The 15,240-nt window shown below is 54.6% G+C and carries 12 protein-coding genes and 1 tRNA gene; 8 read left to right on the top strand and 5 right to left on the bottom strand.

The genetic code is table 11. The features are described 5' to 3' along the window. Positions 1–71: 71 nt before the first annotated feature. Positions 72–887: a 2-keto-4-pentenoate hydratase gene (locus tag GOV88_RS00655; RefSeq protein WP_171124921.1), complete on the top strand. Its 816-nt coding sequence runs from the start codon at positions 72–74 to the stop codon at positions 885–887. Positions 888–1,016: 129 nt separating this feature from the next. Continuing rightward, positions 1,017–2,468 (top strand): DUF2779 domain-containing protein, encoded by a 1,452-nt coding sequence (locus GOV88_RS00650; protein ID WP_171239240.1) that lies wholly within the window; start codon positions 1,017–1,019, stop codon positions 2,466–2,468. Positions 2,469–2,552: 84 nt separating this feature from the next. Here GOV88_RS00650 and GOV88_RS00645 read toward each other — a convergent pair whose 3' ends face one another. Next, positions 2,553–3,527 (bottom strand): adenylate/guanylate cyclase domain-containing protein, encoded by a 975-nt coding sequence (locus GOV88_RS00645; protein WP_171239239.1) that lies wholly within the window; start codon positions 3,525–3,527, stop codon positions 2,553–2,555. A 465-nt stretch (positions 3,528–3,992) separates the two neighbouring features. On the opposite strand from GOV88_RS00645, the gene GOV88_RS00640 reads away from it, so the two are divergent. Beyond that, a tRNA-OTHER gene (locus GOV88_RS00640) sits at positions 3,993–4,086 on the top strand. Between the two features lie 19 nt (positions 4,087–4,105). Further along, a complete protein-coding gene (locus tag GOV88_RS00635; RefSeq protein WP_171239238.1) occupies positions 4,106–4,645 on the top strand; it encodes a hypothetical protein in 540 nt (179 codons plus the stop codon). Between the two features lie 364 nt (positions 4,646–5,009). On the opposite strand, the gene GOV88_RS00630 is transcribed toward GOV88_RS00635, so the two are convergent. Both GOV88_RS00630 and gmd read right to left on the bottom strand, forming a co-directional pair. Continuing rightward, positions 5,010–5,987 carry a GDP-L-fucose synthase gene (locus GOV88_RS00630; protein ID WP_171239237.1) on the bottom strand — a complete coding sequence of 326 codons (978 nt, stop codon included), beginning with the start codon at positions 5,985–5,987 and terminating at the stop codon, positions 5,010–5,012. A 10-nt stretch (positions 5,988–5,997) separates the two neighbouring features. Further along, positions 5,998–7,122: a GDP-mannose 4,6-dehydratase gene (gene gmd / locus GOV88_RS00625; protein ID WP_171123490.1), complete on the bottom strand. Its 1,125-nt coding sequence runs from the start codon at positions 7,120–7,122 to the stop codon at positions 5,998–6,000. 157 nt (positions 7,123–7,279) lie between these two features. Between gmd and GOV88_RS00620 the strand changes: the two genes are divergently transcribed. Continuing rightward, positions 7,280–8,584, top strand: coding sequence for a UDP-glucose/GDP-mannose dehydrogenase family protein (locus GOV88_RS00620; RefSeq protein WP_171123491.1), 1,305 nt, complete (start codon positions 7,280–7,282; stop codon positions 8,582–8,584). A gap of 7 nt (positions 8,585–8,591) precedes the next feature. Here the strand turns inward: GOV88_RS00620 and GOV88_RS00615 are convergent, their stop codons facing one another. Beyond that, positions 8,592–9,476, bottom strand: a complete 885-nt coding sequence (locus GOV88_RS00615; protein ID WP_171239236.1) for a phytanoyl-CoA dioxygenase family protein — start codon at positions 9,474–9,476, stop codon at positions 8,592–8,594. Positions 9,477–9,581: 105 nt separating this feature from the next. On the opposite strand from GOV88_RS00615, the gene GOV88_RS00610 reads away from it, so the two are divergent. Next, on the top strand, positions 9,582–10,472 hold the full coding sequence (locus GOV88_RS00610) for a LysR family transcriptional regulator (protein ID WP_171123495.1): 891 nt from the start codon (positions 9,582–9,584) through the stop codon (positions 10,470–10,472). On the opposite strand, the gene GOV88_RS00605 is transcribed toward GOV88_RS00610, so the two are convergent. Further along, on the bottom strand, positions 10,445–11,527 hold the full coding sequence (locus tag GOV88_RS00605) for a helix-turn-helix domain-containing protein (protein WP_171212417.1): 1,083 nt from the start codon (positions 11,525–11,527) through the stop codon (positions 10,445–10,447). The two genes, GOV88_RS00610 and GOV88_RS00605, sit on opposite strands and share 28 nt — an antisense overlap. A gap of 291 nt (positions 11,528–11,818) precedes the next feature. Between GOV88_RS00605 and GOV88_RS00600 the strand changes: the two genes are divergently transcribed. Beyond that, entirely contained in the window at positions 11,819–12,841 is a 1,023-nt protein-coding gene (locus tag GOV88_RS00600; protein WP_171123499.1) for an Ldh family oxidoreductase, read from the top strand. A gap of 64 nt (positions 12,842–12,905) precedes the next feature. Then, the gene (locus tag GOV88_RS00595) at positions 12,906–15,212 is read left to right on the top strand and encodes a Tex family protein (protein ID WP_171123501.1); all 2,307 of its coding nucleotides are present in this window, start codon (positions 12,906–12,908) and stop codon (positions 15,210–15,212) included. Positions 15,213–15,240 lie beyond the last annotated feature (28 nt).

Here is a 15,240-nt window from a genome sequence, read left to right as displayed (position 1 = left end):
TTCGAGACACTTCATAGGTCCTGAACCTAGACTTAGGCGGAGATTACCATCCCGGTTCTTCAAAACCTCGCTTGCATCGCAATCCAGCCGTCGGCGCGTATAATGCGAATATGACAAGAGATATTGAAGCTAACGCTCAGAAAATCGCTGATGCCCTGAACTCTGCCCAGCAGATACCTAAACTGTCCTCAGAGGCAGTACAGCTGACGCTGGATGACGCTTATTCGATTGCAAGTCGCGTCCGAAAGCTTCAGGGCAAAAAGAGAGTTGGTAGAAAAGTCGGCTTCACGAACCGCGCGATTTGGCTTGTTTATGGTGTAGATCAACCCATTTGGGGAGAGGTTCACGCAGATGGGCTGTTTTCGACTGATCAGCCGGTAAACTTGGCAAGGTATTCAGAACCGAGGATTGAACCAGAAATCGTACTCGGCCTTAGACATACACCGACGGCTGAAATGAACGATGAGCAGTTGGCAGGTTGCGTGGAGTGGGTCGCTCCAGGATTTGAAATCGTCCAATCGATTTATCCCAACTGGAAATTCTCGGTCGAAGACTCAATCGCAGCACAAGGATTGCACGGCTGCCTTGTTCTTGGCGACAAAATCGAGGCGACGCATGATATCTTGACCGGCTTGGCCGAAGTGCCACTAGCGTTGTTCAAGGGCGCCGAGGCTATCGAGGCCGGCAAGGGTGAAAACGCGCTTGGGGGCCCAATCAAAGTCCTGGCTCATCTTGTGTCTCTGCTTTCCAAAGACGACCAGCTTCAAAGAGGCGAGCTAGTCACAACTGGCACATTGACGGACGCATGGCCAGTGTCTCCGGGTGAAGAATGGTCAGCTGGTTTTGGTGGCGTGATGGACACCGAGCTCTCGGTGCGATTTACATGAGGCTTTGGTAGAGTGGTGACGCCGACTGCACCAAAGAAATGTTGCTCTCAATAGCTGACCATGATGGTCTTCCACTGGTTTCACCAATTCTGAAATGCAAATTACACGATGCTATCCAAATCAGACTACATGTTGTTTCTCAGGCACCCTGCCTGGCTCTGGATCAAGAAACATGCCAGGCATCTGTTGCCGCCAATTGACCCTTCGTTGCAAGCACGCTTTGATGAGGGGCACGCGTTTGAGCCTTATGCAGAGGAGCTTTTTGGTGATCTCGTTCGCCTCGGTTTTTCAGATTTTTCAGAATACCAGGCTCTGCCCGCGCGTACTTTGGAGGCTTGGAGAAACGGTGCAAACGCAGTGGCGCAGGGACGCTATGAAGATGGAAGCATAACTTGCATCTCCGACATCGTGAGCCGCAGTGATGATGGGTACGTTCTGACAGAGATCAAGAGCGGGACTTCTGCAAAGCCCGAGCACACTTTTGATCTCGCATTCCAGCGTGTCGTGCTTGAGGCGGTCGGGTTCCCCATTGCGCGCTGCGAAGTGGCACATGTGAACCGTGATTACGTCAGAAACGGCGAAATCAATCCTCAAGAGCTTGTCAGAATCACTGACATCACGGATGCGGTGACTGAGCAGCTCGAAAAAACACGCACGCGTATCGATCAGGCATTGAGCGTCGTTGCCAGCGGTACGATGCCTGATCCGTCCCCGGAACGTGCGCGCCTTAAATCCTATGGTGAATGGCTGGAGATCCGCGAGAAGCTAGACACTCCAATCGTGCAAGACAGCATCCACCGCCTTCCGTTCATGAACGCGGAAAAAGCCTCAGAACTCATCGCAGACGGGATCACAAAGATTGACGAGATCAGTGATCCATCTGTGTTGGGCAAGTCGACGCAACGCTACTTGAGAGCAGTGGCGAACGGTGCACGCACAATCGATCATCAGGAGTTAAGCAGGTTTCTGAGCGAGATTGTGTATCCGGTTTACTATTTTGACTACGAGACATCTCAGAGTTTGCTGCCACCCTGGGAAGGAACGCGCCCCTATCAGCAAGTGGCTTTCCAGTATTCCTTGCATATCCAGCATGAGGCTGGCGGAGAAATCGAGCACAGGGAGTATCTCCACCGAGACGCCACTAACCCGATGCCAGCCTTACTGAATAGACTTCGTGAGGACATGGGGGACGTTGGCTCTGTAGTGGTTTGGTATGCCCCGTTCGAAAAATCGCGCAATACAGAAATGGCAGAAACTTATCCAGAGCACGCAGAGTTCCTGGAAGGTCTAAATGCACGGGTTGTAGATCTGATGAAGCCGTTTGCGGATGAAGTGATCAACGATCCTGCGTTCAAGGGTAGCGCCTCTATCAAGGCCGTTCTTCCAGCGTTTTTGCCAGAACTTTCATACGATGATCTGGACATCAAAGAGGGGGCGAGCGCGTCTCGCCTTTGGAAGGACGTAACACTGACCGAACCGGATGATCCAGCGCGCGAGAAGGTCTATTCTGATCTTGTGGCGTATTGCGCGCGCGACACCTGGGCAATGGTCGCAATTCATCGGGAATTGTTGGCTATGTGAGCTGTGGTGCGTGCCGCAAGACTTTTGCGACTGAGCTCTGCGGGGTATCTGTGTGATCCGTCGGCGTTAAGGCAACCGCAACACTCAATCTTGCCACTCCAACCGATACAAGACGTGGTGACCGCTTAGACCTTTCAGGAGTCTGGGTTCTATTTCAGAAAACGAGAAATCGGTTCGTCCTCCGACCATGGCGCGAGTCGCATCTGAAACGAGTATCTCGCCTGCCGCACCAACGGTCGTTATGCGTGACGCTTTGTTGACCACAGTACCGAAAAAATCTCCACGAGATTGCACGACATCACCAGTGTGAATTCCAATCCGAACACCGAAAGATGGCTCCGCGGATACCGATGCAATGGCCTTCTGAATCTTGACAGCGGCCGTCAGTGCTTCTTTCGCGGACGGAAAGACGGATAACGTTCCGTCTCCAAGGGATTTCACGAACTGGCCATGATGCTTTTCAATGATCGCCGCCAAGACTTGGAAGTGGTTTTCGATCAGCACCGACCAACGCTGATCGCCCAACGCCTCCGCCAACGTTGTACTGCCTTCTACATCAGTGAAAAGTACTGAAGCCAAACCTTCGGTTTGGATCAGCTCGGGTCCATCTTCGCGCGCAGCATCAACCAGTTTTTGGATGGCCAGCTGCTCTTTACCCACGAGTTCAATATTTGGAGTTGGCACTGAAGCGTGGCGATTGATGATCTTCCAGGCTGCTCCCTCCAGGACAAAAATCAGAACGGTGCGGTAAAAGACGGCTTCATCAAAGCCGACGAACTGAATCTTGTGGACGAAGGATGACCATCCCGTCTCTCCGTTTTCGAAGGCCTCAGCTTCAACTTCTTCAAAAACGACGGGTGCCGGGATCTCCGCGAAAAAGCCGCTAACCCCATCGCGAACTGCTTGCCCGCTCCAAAACTCACCTTCGCCTGTTCCAACGAACCTTAGCTCATCTGATTTCGACAGAAAATCCTGCAACTCGTCAGTATTCTTCTTGGTTCTGAGTATTTCATACCAACGCCTGGAAACTGCCAGCAGTTCAGGAGAGGAACGTATCATCACAAATTACTCGAGACGCTAAATGGAATGAGACTTACAAGGTCTTGCAACCGGTATCTCCATTTTTCGAAAGATGCGGGTCAATGCTGCCGCTGAGGTTTGGTCAGATCAAGACTTTTGTATTTCTCCAGAACACAGCGCATCAGACGCAGATCAAAAAACGCGCGTCGAGTCAGAGCGTATTATCGATTGAGTTTCTAAGTTCGAGTCCGGATCACATGGCATCGAATCGCTTCGCTGTCTGAGAGCAACTCGTCGCTGTACTGACCCGCAAAATAGGATGCTTCATTCTTTTTGGCACACGCTAACCTAGAAGGTTCCCAGAACTACGCGGTGAATTTCGAAGTGCAGCACGCTCCGTCTTGACATGGTTATGCGAACTGGTTCAGCTTGCGGTCATGACGTTCACACGCATCCACTGCCATCGAATATCGGCCTGAGGTCGATAACCCACGCGAAATCCGCGGGAGGCAGCATTGGTATGCGGGCGAGGCTTATATCCTTGTAATTGCTCCAGATTAGAGTGCACGAGTCGGTTCGATTCCGACGCCTCCTACCATCCTCAGGAGGTGTCCGACATGGCGGACGAAGTCACGAACGCAATTGATTTCAAAGACAAAGATCAGGATGAAATTGATGGTCTCATGGAAAGTGTCGATCTAACTACCTACGGTCTGGAACGGGTGAAGATTGGTCATACTATAGGCCTGGATGACTCTGGCAGTGAGATTGATCCGCCAAATCCAAATCCCCGAGGTGGTCACGATGACCCAGAAAAAGACCCTTTAGACATGATCGAAGCCGCCTTCAACGAACGCTATTTCAATGGTTGGGATGCGACACCGGAGGAGCAAAGAATCAAGCTGATCAACATCCTCAACCACGCAATGAGCGACCCTGCATTTCAGAACAAGGTTGTATCCAACCCTGACGAACAAAATCGACGCATCGCCAGTGAAGCACTATTTGAAAAAGCAATGCGCAACGAACGTCGGCGAGAAATCGACTTTTACAAGAAGTACGCCTCAGATGACGATTTCAAATCAGGTCTTCACGAAGCTCTCATGCGCATGATGGAACAAGTTCTAAAGTCAGGAGACCACAGACCCGTAGGATAAACCTAGTGGTTTGTTGAGCTCAGCAATGCGCAAAACCCACCGGAAGCACACACCTGCAACTCTATCCTTGCCTTAAGTCTAGAACTCAAGGATCGCCCAATAGCAGAAATGCCGTCGGCATTCTGCACTTCTGAGTTGAAATCGCGCAAACTAATGCGCAAATCATGCAGACTTATGGGGTTCGTGCACGTTTGTGCGCGCCCCTACACACCCGCTTTCTAGGGATTGATGCACCGTCGGACTTGCAGGTGGTGTACAAAGTCTTTTCGGTCAACTCTGATCCGGGTCTGCACGCGCCTGCGCTTATTGCCATTGGCCGCTGGCGGTAACGCCAGCAATGCCGCCCGGACACTGGTTTGGGCGGCTATTTGGCCCGAATGTCAGCATCGCCCTGTTCAAGAAACCATGCGTAGGTCTCTCGTATTCCCTCTTCGAGGTTGACCTGCGGGCGCCACCCCATGTCGGCAAGCCGGGACACATCCATCAGTTTGCGCATTGTCCCATCTGGTTTGCTGGCATCCTGCGTGATCCGCCCGGTGAATCCGACCGTCTTGGCAACCATTGCTGCCAGTTCAGCGATCGAGATATCTTCTCCGCACCCTACGTTTATGTGGCTCAGCATGGGTTGCGTATTCTCTTCATAAACATCGCGGGGCAAGTCGAGTACAAACAGCGATGCCTCGGCCATGTCATCCACATGCAAAAACTCTCGACGCGGTTTACCAGTACCCCAGATAACCACCCCGTCCAACCCGTCCCGATGCGCTTCGTGGAAACGGCGGATCAAAGCAGGCAGCACATGACTGTTTTCCGGGTGAAAGTTATCACCGGGCCCATACAGGTTTGTCGGCATGACCGAACGATAATCGACCCCGTGCTGTCGATTATAGCTTTCGCACAGTTTGATTCCGGCGATTTTTGCTACTGCGTAAGGTTCATTGGTCGGCTCCAATACGCCAGTCAGCAGGGCGTCTTCGCGCATGGGCTGTGCGACAGCACGCGGATAGATGCACGAGCTACCCAGTTGCAGCAATGAGGTAACGCCTGCGGCAAATGCCTGATGGATGACATTACACTCGATCATCAGGTTTTCATAAATGAAGTCGGCAGGGTACGTATTATTCGCGTGAATTCCGCCCACTTTGGCCGCAGCGAGAATGACCACATCGGGGCGTTCCGTTTGCATGAAGTCCCGCACAGCAGACTGGTTGGTCAGGTCCAGTTCCGCGTGGGTGCGCGTGATCAGCGACAGCGCTTCACCCGCCGCTTGGCGATTTTTTAGACGGCGCAGGATCGCGCCTCCGACCATACCGCGATGCCCGGCAACATAGATTTTACGCATATGCCCCTCCTCAGCCATTTTCCAGACTGACAGGCAGATCGAACCCATGCTCTTTCAACAGGGCGTGGCGTCTGGCTGTTTTGAGGTCTTCCGACACCATTTCGGCGCACATTTCCTGAACGGTCAGTTCCGGCTCCCACCCCAGTTTGTTTTTGGCATTTGACGGGTCACCCAAAAGGGTTTCAACTTCGGCAGGGCGGAAATACTGAGGATCGATCCGCATAACTACGTCGCCCTGTTTCAGCGCCGGTGCCTTATCGCCGCGCACGGACTTAACGGTTGCGATCTCATCCACACCGTCGCCCGTGAACTCAAGCGAAACTCCCAACTCGTCAGCCGACAATTCGATAAACTGCCGGACGGAATACTGAACCCCGGTGGCAATGACGAAGTCTTCGGGCTGATCCTGTTGCAACATCAGCCACTGCATCCGCACATAGTCCTTGGCGTGGCCCCAATCCCGCAGGCTGTCGATATTGCCCATATACAGGCAGTCCTCGAGGCCCTGCGCAATATTCGCAAGACCGCGGGTGATCTTGCGTGTCACAAAGGTTTCGCCCCGGCGCGGGCTTTCATGATTGAACAAGATACCGTTGCACGCATACATTCCATAGGCTTCGCGGTAGTTCACCGTGATCCAGTAAGAATACAGTTTGGCCACCGCATAGGGTGATCGCGGATGGAACGGCGTGGTTTCACGCTGTGGGGTTTCCTGAACCAGACCATACAATTCGGATGTCGACGCCTGATAGAACCGTGTTTTCTTTTCCAGACCCAGAAACCGGATGGCTTCCAGCAAGCGCAGCGTGCCGATCGCATCCACGTCGGCCGTGTATTCAGGCGATTCAAAGCTAACCGCCACATGAGATTGCGCACCAAGGTTATAAACCTCGTCCGGCTGAACCTCCTGAATGATTCGGGTCAGGTTGGATGTATCGCTCAGGTCACCATAATGCAGGTGCAAACGCGGGTTGGGGACGTGCGGATCCTGGTAGATATGGTCTATGCGCTGCGTATTGAACGAGGACGCCCGGCGCTTGATACCGTGAACTTCATAGCCTTTTTCCAGCAAAAATTCGGCCAGATATGATCCATCCTGCCCTGTAATACCGGTTATAAGTGCAGTTTTTGTCATCGTCGCGTTCCACAAAACTCAATCTGGCTGATTGCACTCTCAGAAACAGCAAGATACCCCGGATTGCAAGCCAAGGCCGTCAGCAAGCGTTGAAAGCGGCGGAACTTTCCTGCGTGAAAACGCGCCAGGTCCGTCATTTCGGAGAAAGGAAACAAAGATGCGTATAGCGATGATCGGAACCGGATATGTCGGTTTGGTATCGGGCGTGTGTTTCTCGGATTTTGGCCATGACGTGATTTGCGTCGATAAAGCCGCCCAGAAGATCGAAATGCTGCAGGCAGGTAAAGTTCCCATCTATGAGCCCGGGCTTGACGCGCTGATGGCAAAAAACGTGGCCTCAGGCCGCCTGAGCTTTACCACCGACCTTACAGCTGCGGTCGATGGTGCTGACGCAGTCTTTATCGCGGTCGGAACTCCGACCCGCCGGGGCGATGGCCACGCCGATCTGACATATGTCATGGCCGCAGCAGAAGAGATTGCTCAGGCCGTAACGGGCTATACCGTCATTGTCACCAAATCGACAGTTCCAGTCGGGACGAACCGCCAAGTTCATGCGGTTGTTTCAGGCGCCAATCCCAGTGCTGATTTTGACGTCGCCTCAAATCCCGAATTCCTGCGTGAGGGGGCGGCGATTGACGATTTCATGCGACCCGATCGGGTTGTCGTGGGCGTCGAAAGTGAACGCGCCGCCGAAGTCATGGCCGAGATCTATCGCCCGCTTTACCTACGGGATTTCCCAATTCTGACAACGGATCTGGAAAGCGCCGAGATGATAAAATATGCGGCGAATGCATTTCTGGCCACAAAGATCACCTTCATCAATGAAATCGCAGGACTGTGCGAGCGCGTGAATGCCGACGTCAAAGAAGTTGCCCGCGGCATCGGTCTGGATGGTCGGATTGGCAACAAATTCCTACATGCCGGCCCCGGCTATGGAGGTTCGTGTTTTCCCAAGGACACCGCCGCTCTGGCCCGGATCGGGCAGGAACATGCATATCCCATGCAAATCACCGAAACGGTTATTCGTGTGAATGACGGGGTCAAAAAGCGGATGATCGAGAAGATCCGCGACGCGTGTAATGACAGCTTCAATCAAAAAACCGTTGCTGTCCTCGGCGTGACCTTCAAACCAAACACAGACGATATGCGTGATGCCCCGTCGCTGGCGATCATACCGGCCCTGATCGGCGGCGGCGCGACGGTTCGCGTGGTCGATCCGCAAGGCCGCGCCGAGGGCGAAGCCTTGCTTCCCGGTGTTGAATGGTGTGACGATCCCTACTCTGCTGCTGAAGGCGCAGATGTTGTCGTTCTGCTGACCGAGTGGAACGAATTCCGCGCGCTTAACCTGCCGGAACTTGCGGCTGCGATGAAGTCGCCGCAGATGGTCGATCTGCGCAACATCTATTCCAAACGGGCGGCCCTGAAAGCCGGGTTTCAAAGCTACGTCGGCGTTGGCCGGTAAACACCGCTTAGGTCGCCGCATAAAGCGGAACCGAATTGTCAGCGCCTTGCGCCAGTGCCTTGCTTTGATCCTGTCGTACTTTTTCATAGAGGGCGAGCGCCTCTTTCGAGAACAGTGCTTTTGGGGGCTCAACGTGCAGAAAATTACTTTGTGCGTCCCTTCCCCGCGCCGGCATCGCGTAATCACGTTGGGCAACAAGCTGCCTTGCATTTGGGTTCAGATACCGGATCGCCAGACCAATTCGCCGATCGTCTGACCGGTTCGGGCCCGAACCATGTATCGTCAACCCGTGGTGCAAAGACATTTGTCCGGGCGTCAATTCGATGTGGGTCTTGTCTTCTTCGGCAACTTCGACAGCGATCTCTTGTCCGCGCGACAGCAGGTTGGTTTCCGAATATGTATCGTTATGCGGCAGAATCGGATTCTTGTGGCTTGCCCGCACGAAATCCATGCATCCGCTTTCTACGGTTGCGGGCGATAGAGCGATCCACGCAGTCACCTGATCCGGTGTTTCGCCCATACCCCAATATGTCAGGTCCTGATGCGTCCCGACCGTGTGCTTGGTCCCAGGTTCTTTAACAAAAAACTCGGCGGACCAGATCATGATGTCCGGCCCCAATACACCCTGAACCACATCCAGAACACGTGCATCCAGCGCAATGCGCGCGGCCATCGGCATGACCAGATGTGCGTTCACCCGTTTGTAGGTATTCAACGGCAGCGGAAGATCCGCGTCTTGCCAATCTCGTTCAATCCCTTCGAACTCGGCGCGTATCTCAGACGCTTCTTGCTCGGAAAATACACTCAGAGGAAACAGGAAGCCGTCTTCCCAATAGCGGGCCGATTGCGTTTGGGTCAGCGTGGACTGATGTTTGGCGCTTTGATCGGCCATGCGTGTTCCTCCCCGATGCATGATTGGAAAAGGATAAGACAGAGTTTGAATTTCACAGAACGCGAACTCTTGCTCGTCAGGCTAAGTTCAGCTTAGCCTATTCACATGGCGACCCGTATCCCGTCCTTGAATTGGTTGCGCGTGTTCGAGGCGGCCGCACGAACCGAGAGTTTCTCCCGCGCGGCCGCACAGTTGAACATGTCAGCCGCAGCCGTCAGCCAACAGGTCAAGGCGCTGGAAACGCAGCTTGGGACACCCTTGTTCCATCGCCATGCCCATTCCGTCACCCTAACCGAAGCTGGTCGTGCTTATTTGCCGTCGGTTCAGCAATCGCTTTTGATGCTTGAAACTGCGACGACCGGACTGTTTGGGGAAACAAGGGAACAACGGCTTTATGTTCAATCTGTGCTGTTGTTCGCGCATGGGATCCTGGCTGCAGGTTTGCCGGACTTTCACGCGTCATATCCGCAGATCAACTTGTCACTGACCACCGGAAACGTGACCTCGGACTTTTCCAACCGGTTTACCGACCTTCAGATCGTTTTTGGAAACCCGTCCCTGTTTGGAACCGAGGGCGATGAATTGCTTCGCGAACACCTTTACCCGGTTGCGCCACCGGACGTGGCGACCCAGATAAGTCAGCCACAAGACCTGTTCAAGTTTACTCTGATCGAAGTGTCTACGCACCGAGCAAGCTGGCCACACCTTTTCGAAGCCCTTCGATTGCCCGCAGGACAAGCCCAGTACTTCTTCGCTGATAATTCAATCATGGCCGCAGAACTGTCCGCCAGTGGAGGCGGCATCGCGCTGGCCCGCGCCCCGGCGTCAGGTCGGATCATGTCGTTGTCTGGTCTGGTGCCATGTCTGGACGGGGTCACAGTCCCAGGCCAAGAGGCGTATCACCTGATATACCAGTCACGCGCAGCCTTGCGGCCTTCGGCTCGCGCCTTTCGCGAGTGGATCATGGACTACAGCGCCGCAGTCCAGACCCTATAACGTCCCTGCCCCGTCACTTCGCGAATCAAACCCCGATCCGTAAAACGATCTATGTTGCGCTGAACCGCCGCACGAGAAGCTTGTGTCAGCTCTTGTGCCAATGGCGCTGAAACCATGGGCCATGACCTGAGAACATCAATCAACAAGGGCGGCGTGCGCCCGCTCAGGTCGTGTATGGCGTCACGGGCACGGTCCTCCCACGCGTTCACGCGATCAAGGTGCAATAGACCCGCCAGAACCGCCTGCCCCGCCCCGTTGATCCACGCCGAGAGCTTTTCATCCGTCGCCCCCACCCCACGCAAGGCTCCGGGCCCAGACAGCGCCAGTGGCATGAACATCGCTCCGCCCCGGCCCATAGTCGCGCCATGCCGGGCGGCGATGATTGCGGCTTCGGTGTCCTGCCCAACCCTTTGAGACAGCGCTCGCCAAGCATGAAACCCGATTGCAGCCTGCGTGACCGGATGCAAGCCCTCGGCGTTCTCCATCACTTCGGCCAGATCGGCAACCGCTTCGGGAACCTCTTCGATCCCCTGAGCCAGTCGATCCAGAAACGCAGTCAGACCCGAGGCCCATCCCCCTTCCGACGGACCCGCCCCCGAGGTTAGTCGTCGGACAGCCCAGCCTGCGCGAAACAGCGCCTGCACATCGTCTCCGGTCGCCCCAATGCGCAAACCCGTCCATAAAGCCAGCCGATCGACACTGATGCGATCACCGGTCCACCACCCCAGATCCGACACATCCATAAGAGCCAACCGATGTGTCCAACCTGTTGGGCCGGCCCTCAGACGCTCGTCCAACGCGCCAAACGTGGCGGCCAGGTCTGCCAGCTCGAAAGAAAGTTCGGCCTGCGCCGCACGCCAATCGCGTGGATCAAACAGCAGGCGACGATCGGCCTTAGGTCCCGGTAGCAGGAAATCTTCTTCTACCTCTCCATCACCATCGTCGGGCAGAAACCAAAGATCATCCTCTTCCGACGGGTCGGCATCATAGATGCTTGGAGGCCCGAGCGTAGTGTCGTCCTCATCCTGGTCCGGCCTGACAGGGTCTGATGTCATGGCCGCTATATTTCTGTTAATTGCGATCCTTCACAAGGCGTTTTCGAACACCGAAAGAAATCAGCTTCTGAAAGTCCGGGTGTAAAGTTCCAGCAGACATTACAGATCGGCCTGTTCGTCAGTGATGATAGGCATAAACCCACGCCGTTTCCGCGATCCGGTGGCGTTGGTCATCTGTAATGTTTTCGCAAAACTGCAATCAAAAACGCAGGGGTGGTCGCTAAATCCGGTTCCCTTTGACCGACTTGCCGCGCTATCTCTTTCGCATCGCAAGTCGAGGAGATGCAGCGCATGAGCGAGACGGTCAAACTAAATCTGGAAGACATCCAAACCCTGTGTCAGACCGTTTTGGCCAAGTCAGGTTTCGGGCCTGATCATGCACAGGCCATCACCGAGACATTGGCCACTTGCCAGTTTGACGATTGCCAGTCTCATGGGCTTTTCCGGCTTTTCATGTGCGCCGAAACGATGAAGGCCGGAAAGATCGACGGGCACGCCGCGCCTGTTGTGACCCCCTCCGACAACGCAATTGTCCGCGTAGATGCCCAAGGCGGAATATCCCTGCTGGCATTCCAGAGCGCCCTGCCGGTTCTGATCGAAAAAACCCATACCCACGGAATCGCAGCAATGGTCATAAACCGATGCTATCATTTCTCTGCATTGTGGCCAGAAGTCGAGCGCTTATCCTCGGCTGGTCTTGCGGCTATGGCCATGGTGCCCAGCCATTCATGGGTGGCCCCGGCAGGCGGCACCCGGGGCAGCTTGGGGACAAACCCGCTGGCATTCAGTTGGCCTCGTTCTGGCAAAGATCCCTTTACCTTCGATTTCGCCACAAGCGCCTTTGCGCGTGGAGAGATTGAGTTGTACCGCCGGGCCGGAAAACCATTGCCGGAAGGCGTGGCCATAGACAAGGACGGAAACCCGACAACAGACCCGCAGGCTGCAATGGAAGGGGCGATGTTGACGTTCGGCAGCTACAAGGGATCAGCCCTTTCGATCATGATCGAGTTGCTGGCCGGGCCTTTGATCGACGATCTTACCAGTCTTGAAAGTATGGAATTCGCCGAAGGTGAAGGCGGGGCCCCCTATCACGGCGAGATCATCTTGGCCTTTGACCCTGCCCAGTTCAGCGGCGGTCGCGTGTCGGAAAATGACGCGCGGGCCGAGCGGCTGTTTTCGGACATTTCCGATCAGGGGGCACGCCTGCCATCCCAGCGCCGCTATGCTGCCCGCAGTCGGAATATGGCCCGAGGCTTTGTAGAGGTTTCGAAATCGCTTTACGACGATCTACAAGTCCTTGCCCAACAAGTCTGACGCCACTTCCCCTTGGCGAAGTGGCTGGCTAAGAAGGTTCTCCAATCAATTTCAGGAGACCCAATTGGACCGCATCGCTCGCACCATAGCCACCGAAATCAGCGCACGGCCCGAACAAGTCGAAGCAGCCGTCAAATTATTGGACGAAGGCGCCACTGTCCCGTTTGTAGCGCGCTATCGCAAAGAGGCGACAGGCGGGCTGGACGACACGCAATTGCGCGCGCTTTCCGACCGCCTGACATATTTGCGAGAACTGCAGGCGCGTCGCGATACGATTCTGAATACGATCAAGGATCAGGGCAAACTGACTGACGATCTTGCCAAGTCGATTATACAGGCCGAAACCAAGGCACAGTTGGAAGACATCTACCTGCCCTATAAGCCCAAACGCCGCACTAAGGCGATGATTGCCCGAGAAAACGGGCTTGAGCCGCTTGCAGACGCCATTCTTGCAGACAGGACCGCAGACCCGGACGTGTTGGCATTGGGATACCTGACTGAAACGATTGTAACGACAAAGGACGCATTGAACGGTGCTCGTGACATCATCACCGAGCGGTTGACCGAAAATGCCGTATTGCTGGGTGAGCTTCGAGCATTCATGCACCAAGAGGCATTACTGTCAGCCAAGGTGATCGAAGGCAAACAGCAAGAAGGCGCAAAGTTCAGAGATTATTTTGATCATTCCGAACTATGGGCGAACACCCCCTCGCACAGGGCACTAGCCATGTTGCGCGCGTCCAAGGAAGAAATTGTGACACTGGATATCGCGCCGAACTCCGAAGATGGGGCTGCACGGGCGGAAGCCATCGTAGCTGCGCATCTCCATACGCGTACTGATGCGCCTGGCGACGTCTGGCTGCGCAAGGTCGCTGGCTGGACCTGGCGCGTCAAACTATCCTTGTCGATGATGGTAGAGATGATGGCGGAGCTGCGCAGCCGCGCGCAAGATGAGGCAATTCTTGTTTTTTCATTCAATCTCAAAGACTTACTGTTTTCCGCACCTGCCGGAACCAAGGCGACGTTGGGTTTGGACCCCGGAATTCGCACCGGAGTAAAGGCGGCAGTCGTCGATGCAACTGGAAAAGTGCTTGAGACAGAAACACTTTACCCGTTTCAGCCCAAGAATGACCTTGACGGCGCGAAACACACGATCCTGAGTCTTGTGCGCGCGCACAATATCGAGCTGATCGCCATTGGTAACGGAACCGCAAGCCGGGAAACCGAAAGGCTTGTTTCTGATGCATTAAAGCATATTCCAAAGACTGAAAATACGCCGACAAAGGTTGTCGTGTCCGAAGCTGGTGCTTCTGTCTATTCGGCCTCTGAACTTGCCGCGCGTGAGTTCCCGGATCTGGACGTGTCATTGCGAGGCGCTGTTTCGATAGCACGCAGGTTGCAGGATCCCCTGGCTGAACTGGTGAAGATCGAACCAAAGTCGATTGGGGTCGGACAATATCAGCACGACGTCGATCAGCATCGGTTGTCACAGTCTCTGGACACGGTCATCGAAGACGTCGTGAACGCAGTCGGCGTTGATCTGAATACGGCCTCAGCTCCCCTGCTCTCACGTGTCTCTGGTTTGGGGCCTGTTTTGGCGGACTCAATCGTTGCCCATCGTGATGTGCATGGCGCATTTAAATCTAGAAACGACTTGTTGAACGTCGCGCGCCTAGGCCCCCGAGCCTTTGAACAATGCGCTGGCTTCCTTCGCATTCTAAATGGGTCCGAGCCGCTGGATGCGTCTTCGGTACATCCAGAAGCCTATAAGGTTGCCCGACGGGTCGTCTCTGCCTGTGGACGGGATATTCGTCAGATCATGGGGCAAGAAGGTGCCTTGAAAAACCTGCAAGCCGAGCGCTTTACCGATGACAAGTTCGGCCTTCCCACTGTTCAGGACATTTTCACGGAACTTGAAAAGCCTGGGCGCGACCCTCGACCAAGCTTTGTCACGGCTTCGTTCAAGGACGGGGTCGAGGATATTTCAGACCTTAGACCCGGAATGAAGTTGGAGGGGACGGTTACAAATGTCGCGGCCTTTGGAGCGTTCGTCGACATCGGCGTTCATCAGGATGGATTGGTTCATGTGAGCCAACTGGCGGATCGGTTCGTCAAAGACCCTCACGAAATAGTTCAGACGGGCCAAGTCGTGAAAGTCACCGTCGTCGACATTGATGTCAATCGAAAGCGAATTGGCCTGAGCATGCGCAAAACCAGAACGGCGTCGGACAATCAAAAACACGACGGCAAGAGTACATCGAGACAAACCCGTAAATCTGAGCGAAACGAAAAGCAACGCGCAAAAAATGACAATAATGCGCATCACGGCGCACTTGGCGATGCGCTTCGATCAGCGATGAAGAAGCAGTGAGGTCTGTGGCCTCCAATAATTCGCCCCT

It is taken from the genome of Ruegeria sp. HKCCA5491, assembly GCF_013034565.1.
Classification (GTDB): Bacteria; Pseudomonadota; Alphaproteobacteria; order Rhodobacterales; family Rhodobacteraceae; genus Ruegeria.
The sequence above is the reverse complement of the archived record's forward strand: the minus strand, read 5'-3'. Positions and strand labels throughout refer to the sequence as shown.

Excerpts from the sequence above, each read along its gene's own strand:
- GOV88_RS00645 (WP_171239239.1), bottom strand. The coding sequence starts at position 3,527 with ATGATACGTTCCTCTCCTGAACTGCTGGCAGTTTCCAGGCGTTGGTAT.
- GOV88_RS00635 (WP_171239238.1), top strand. The coding sequence starts at position 4,106 with ATGGCGGACGAAGTCACGAACGCAATTGATTTCAAAGACAAAGATCAG.
- GOV88_RS00650 (WP_171239240.1), top strand. The coding sequence starts at position 1,017 with ATGTTGTTTCTCAGGCACCCTGCCTGGCTCTGGATCAAGAAACATGCC.
- GOV88_RS00620 (WP_171123491.1), top strand. The coding sequence starts at position 7,280 with ATGCGTATAGCGATGATCGGAACCGGATATGTCGGTTTGGTATCGGGC.
- gmd (WP_171123490.1), bottom strand. The coding sequence starts at position 7,122 with ATGACAAAAACTGCACTTATAACCGGTATTACAGGGCAGGATGGATCA.
- GOV88_RS00600 (WP_171123499.1), top strand. The coding sequence starts at position 11,819 with ATGAGCGAGACGGTCAAACTAAATCTGGAAGACATCCAAACCCTGTGT.
- GOV88_RS00610 (WP_171123495.1), top strand. The coding sequence starts at position 9,582 with ATGGCGACCCGTATCCCGTCCTTGAATTGGTTGCGCGTGTTCGAGGCG.
- GOV88_RS00630 (WP_171239237.1), bottom strand. The coding sequence starts at position 5,987 with ATGCGTAAAATCTATGTTGCCGGGCATCGCGGTATGGTCGGAGGCGCG.
- GOV88_RS00605 (WP_171212417.1), bottom strand. The coding sequence starts at position 11,527 with ATGACATCAGACCCTGTCAGGCCGGACCAGGATGAGGACGACACTACG.
- GOV88_RS00615 (WP_171239236.1), bottom strand. The coding sequence starts at position 9,476 with ATGGCCGATCAAAGCGCCAAACATCAGTCCACGCTGACCCAAACGCAA.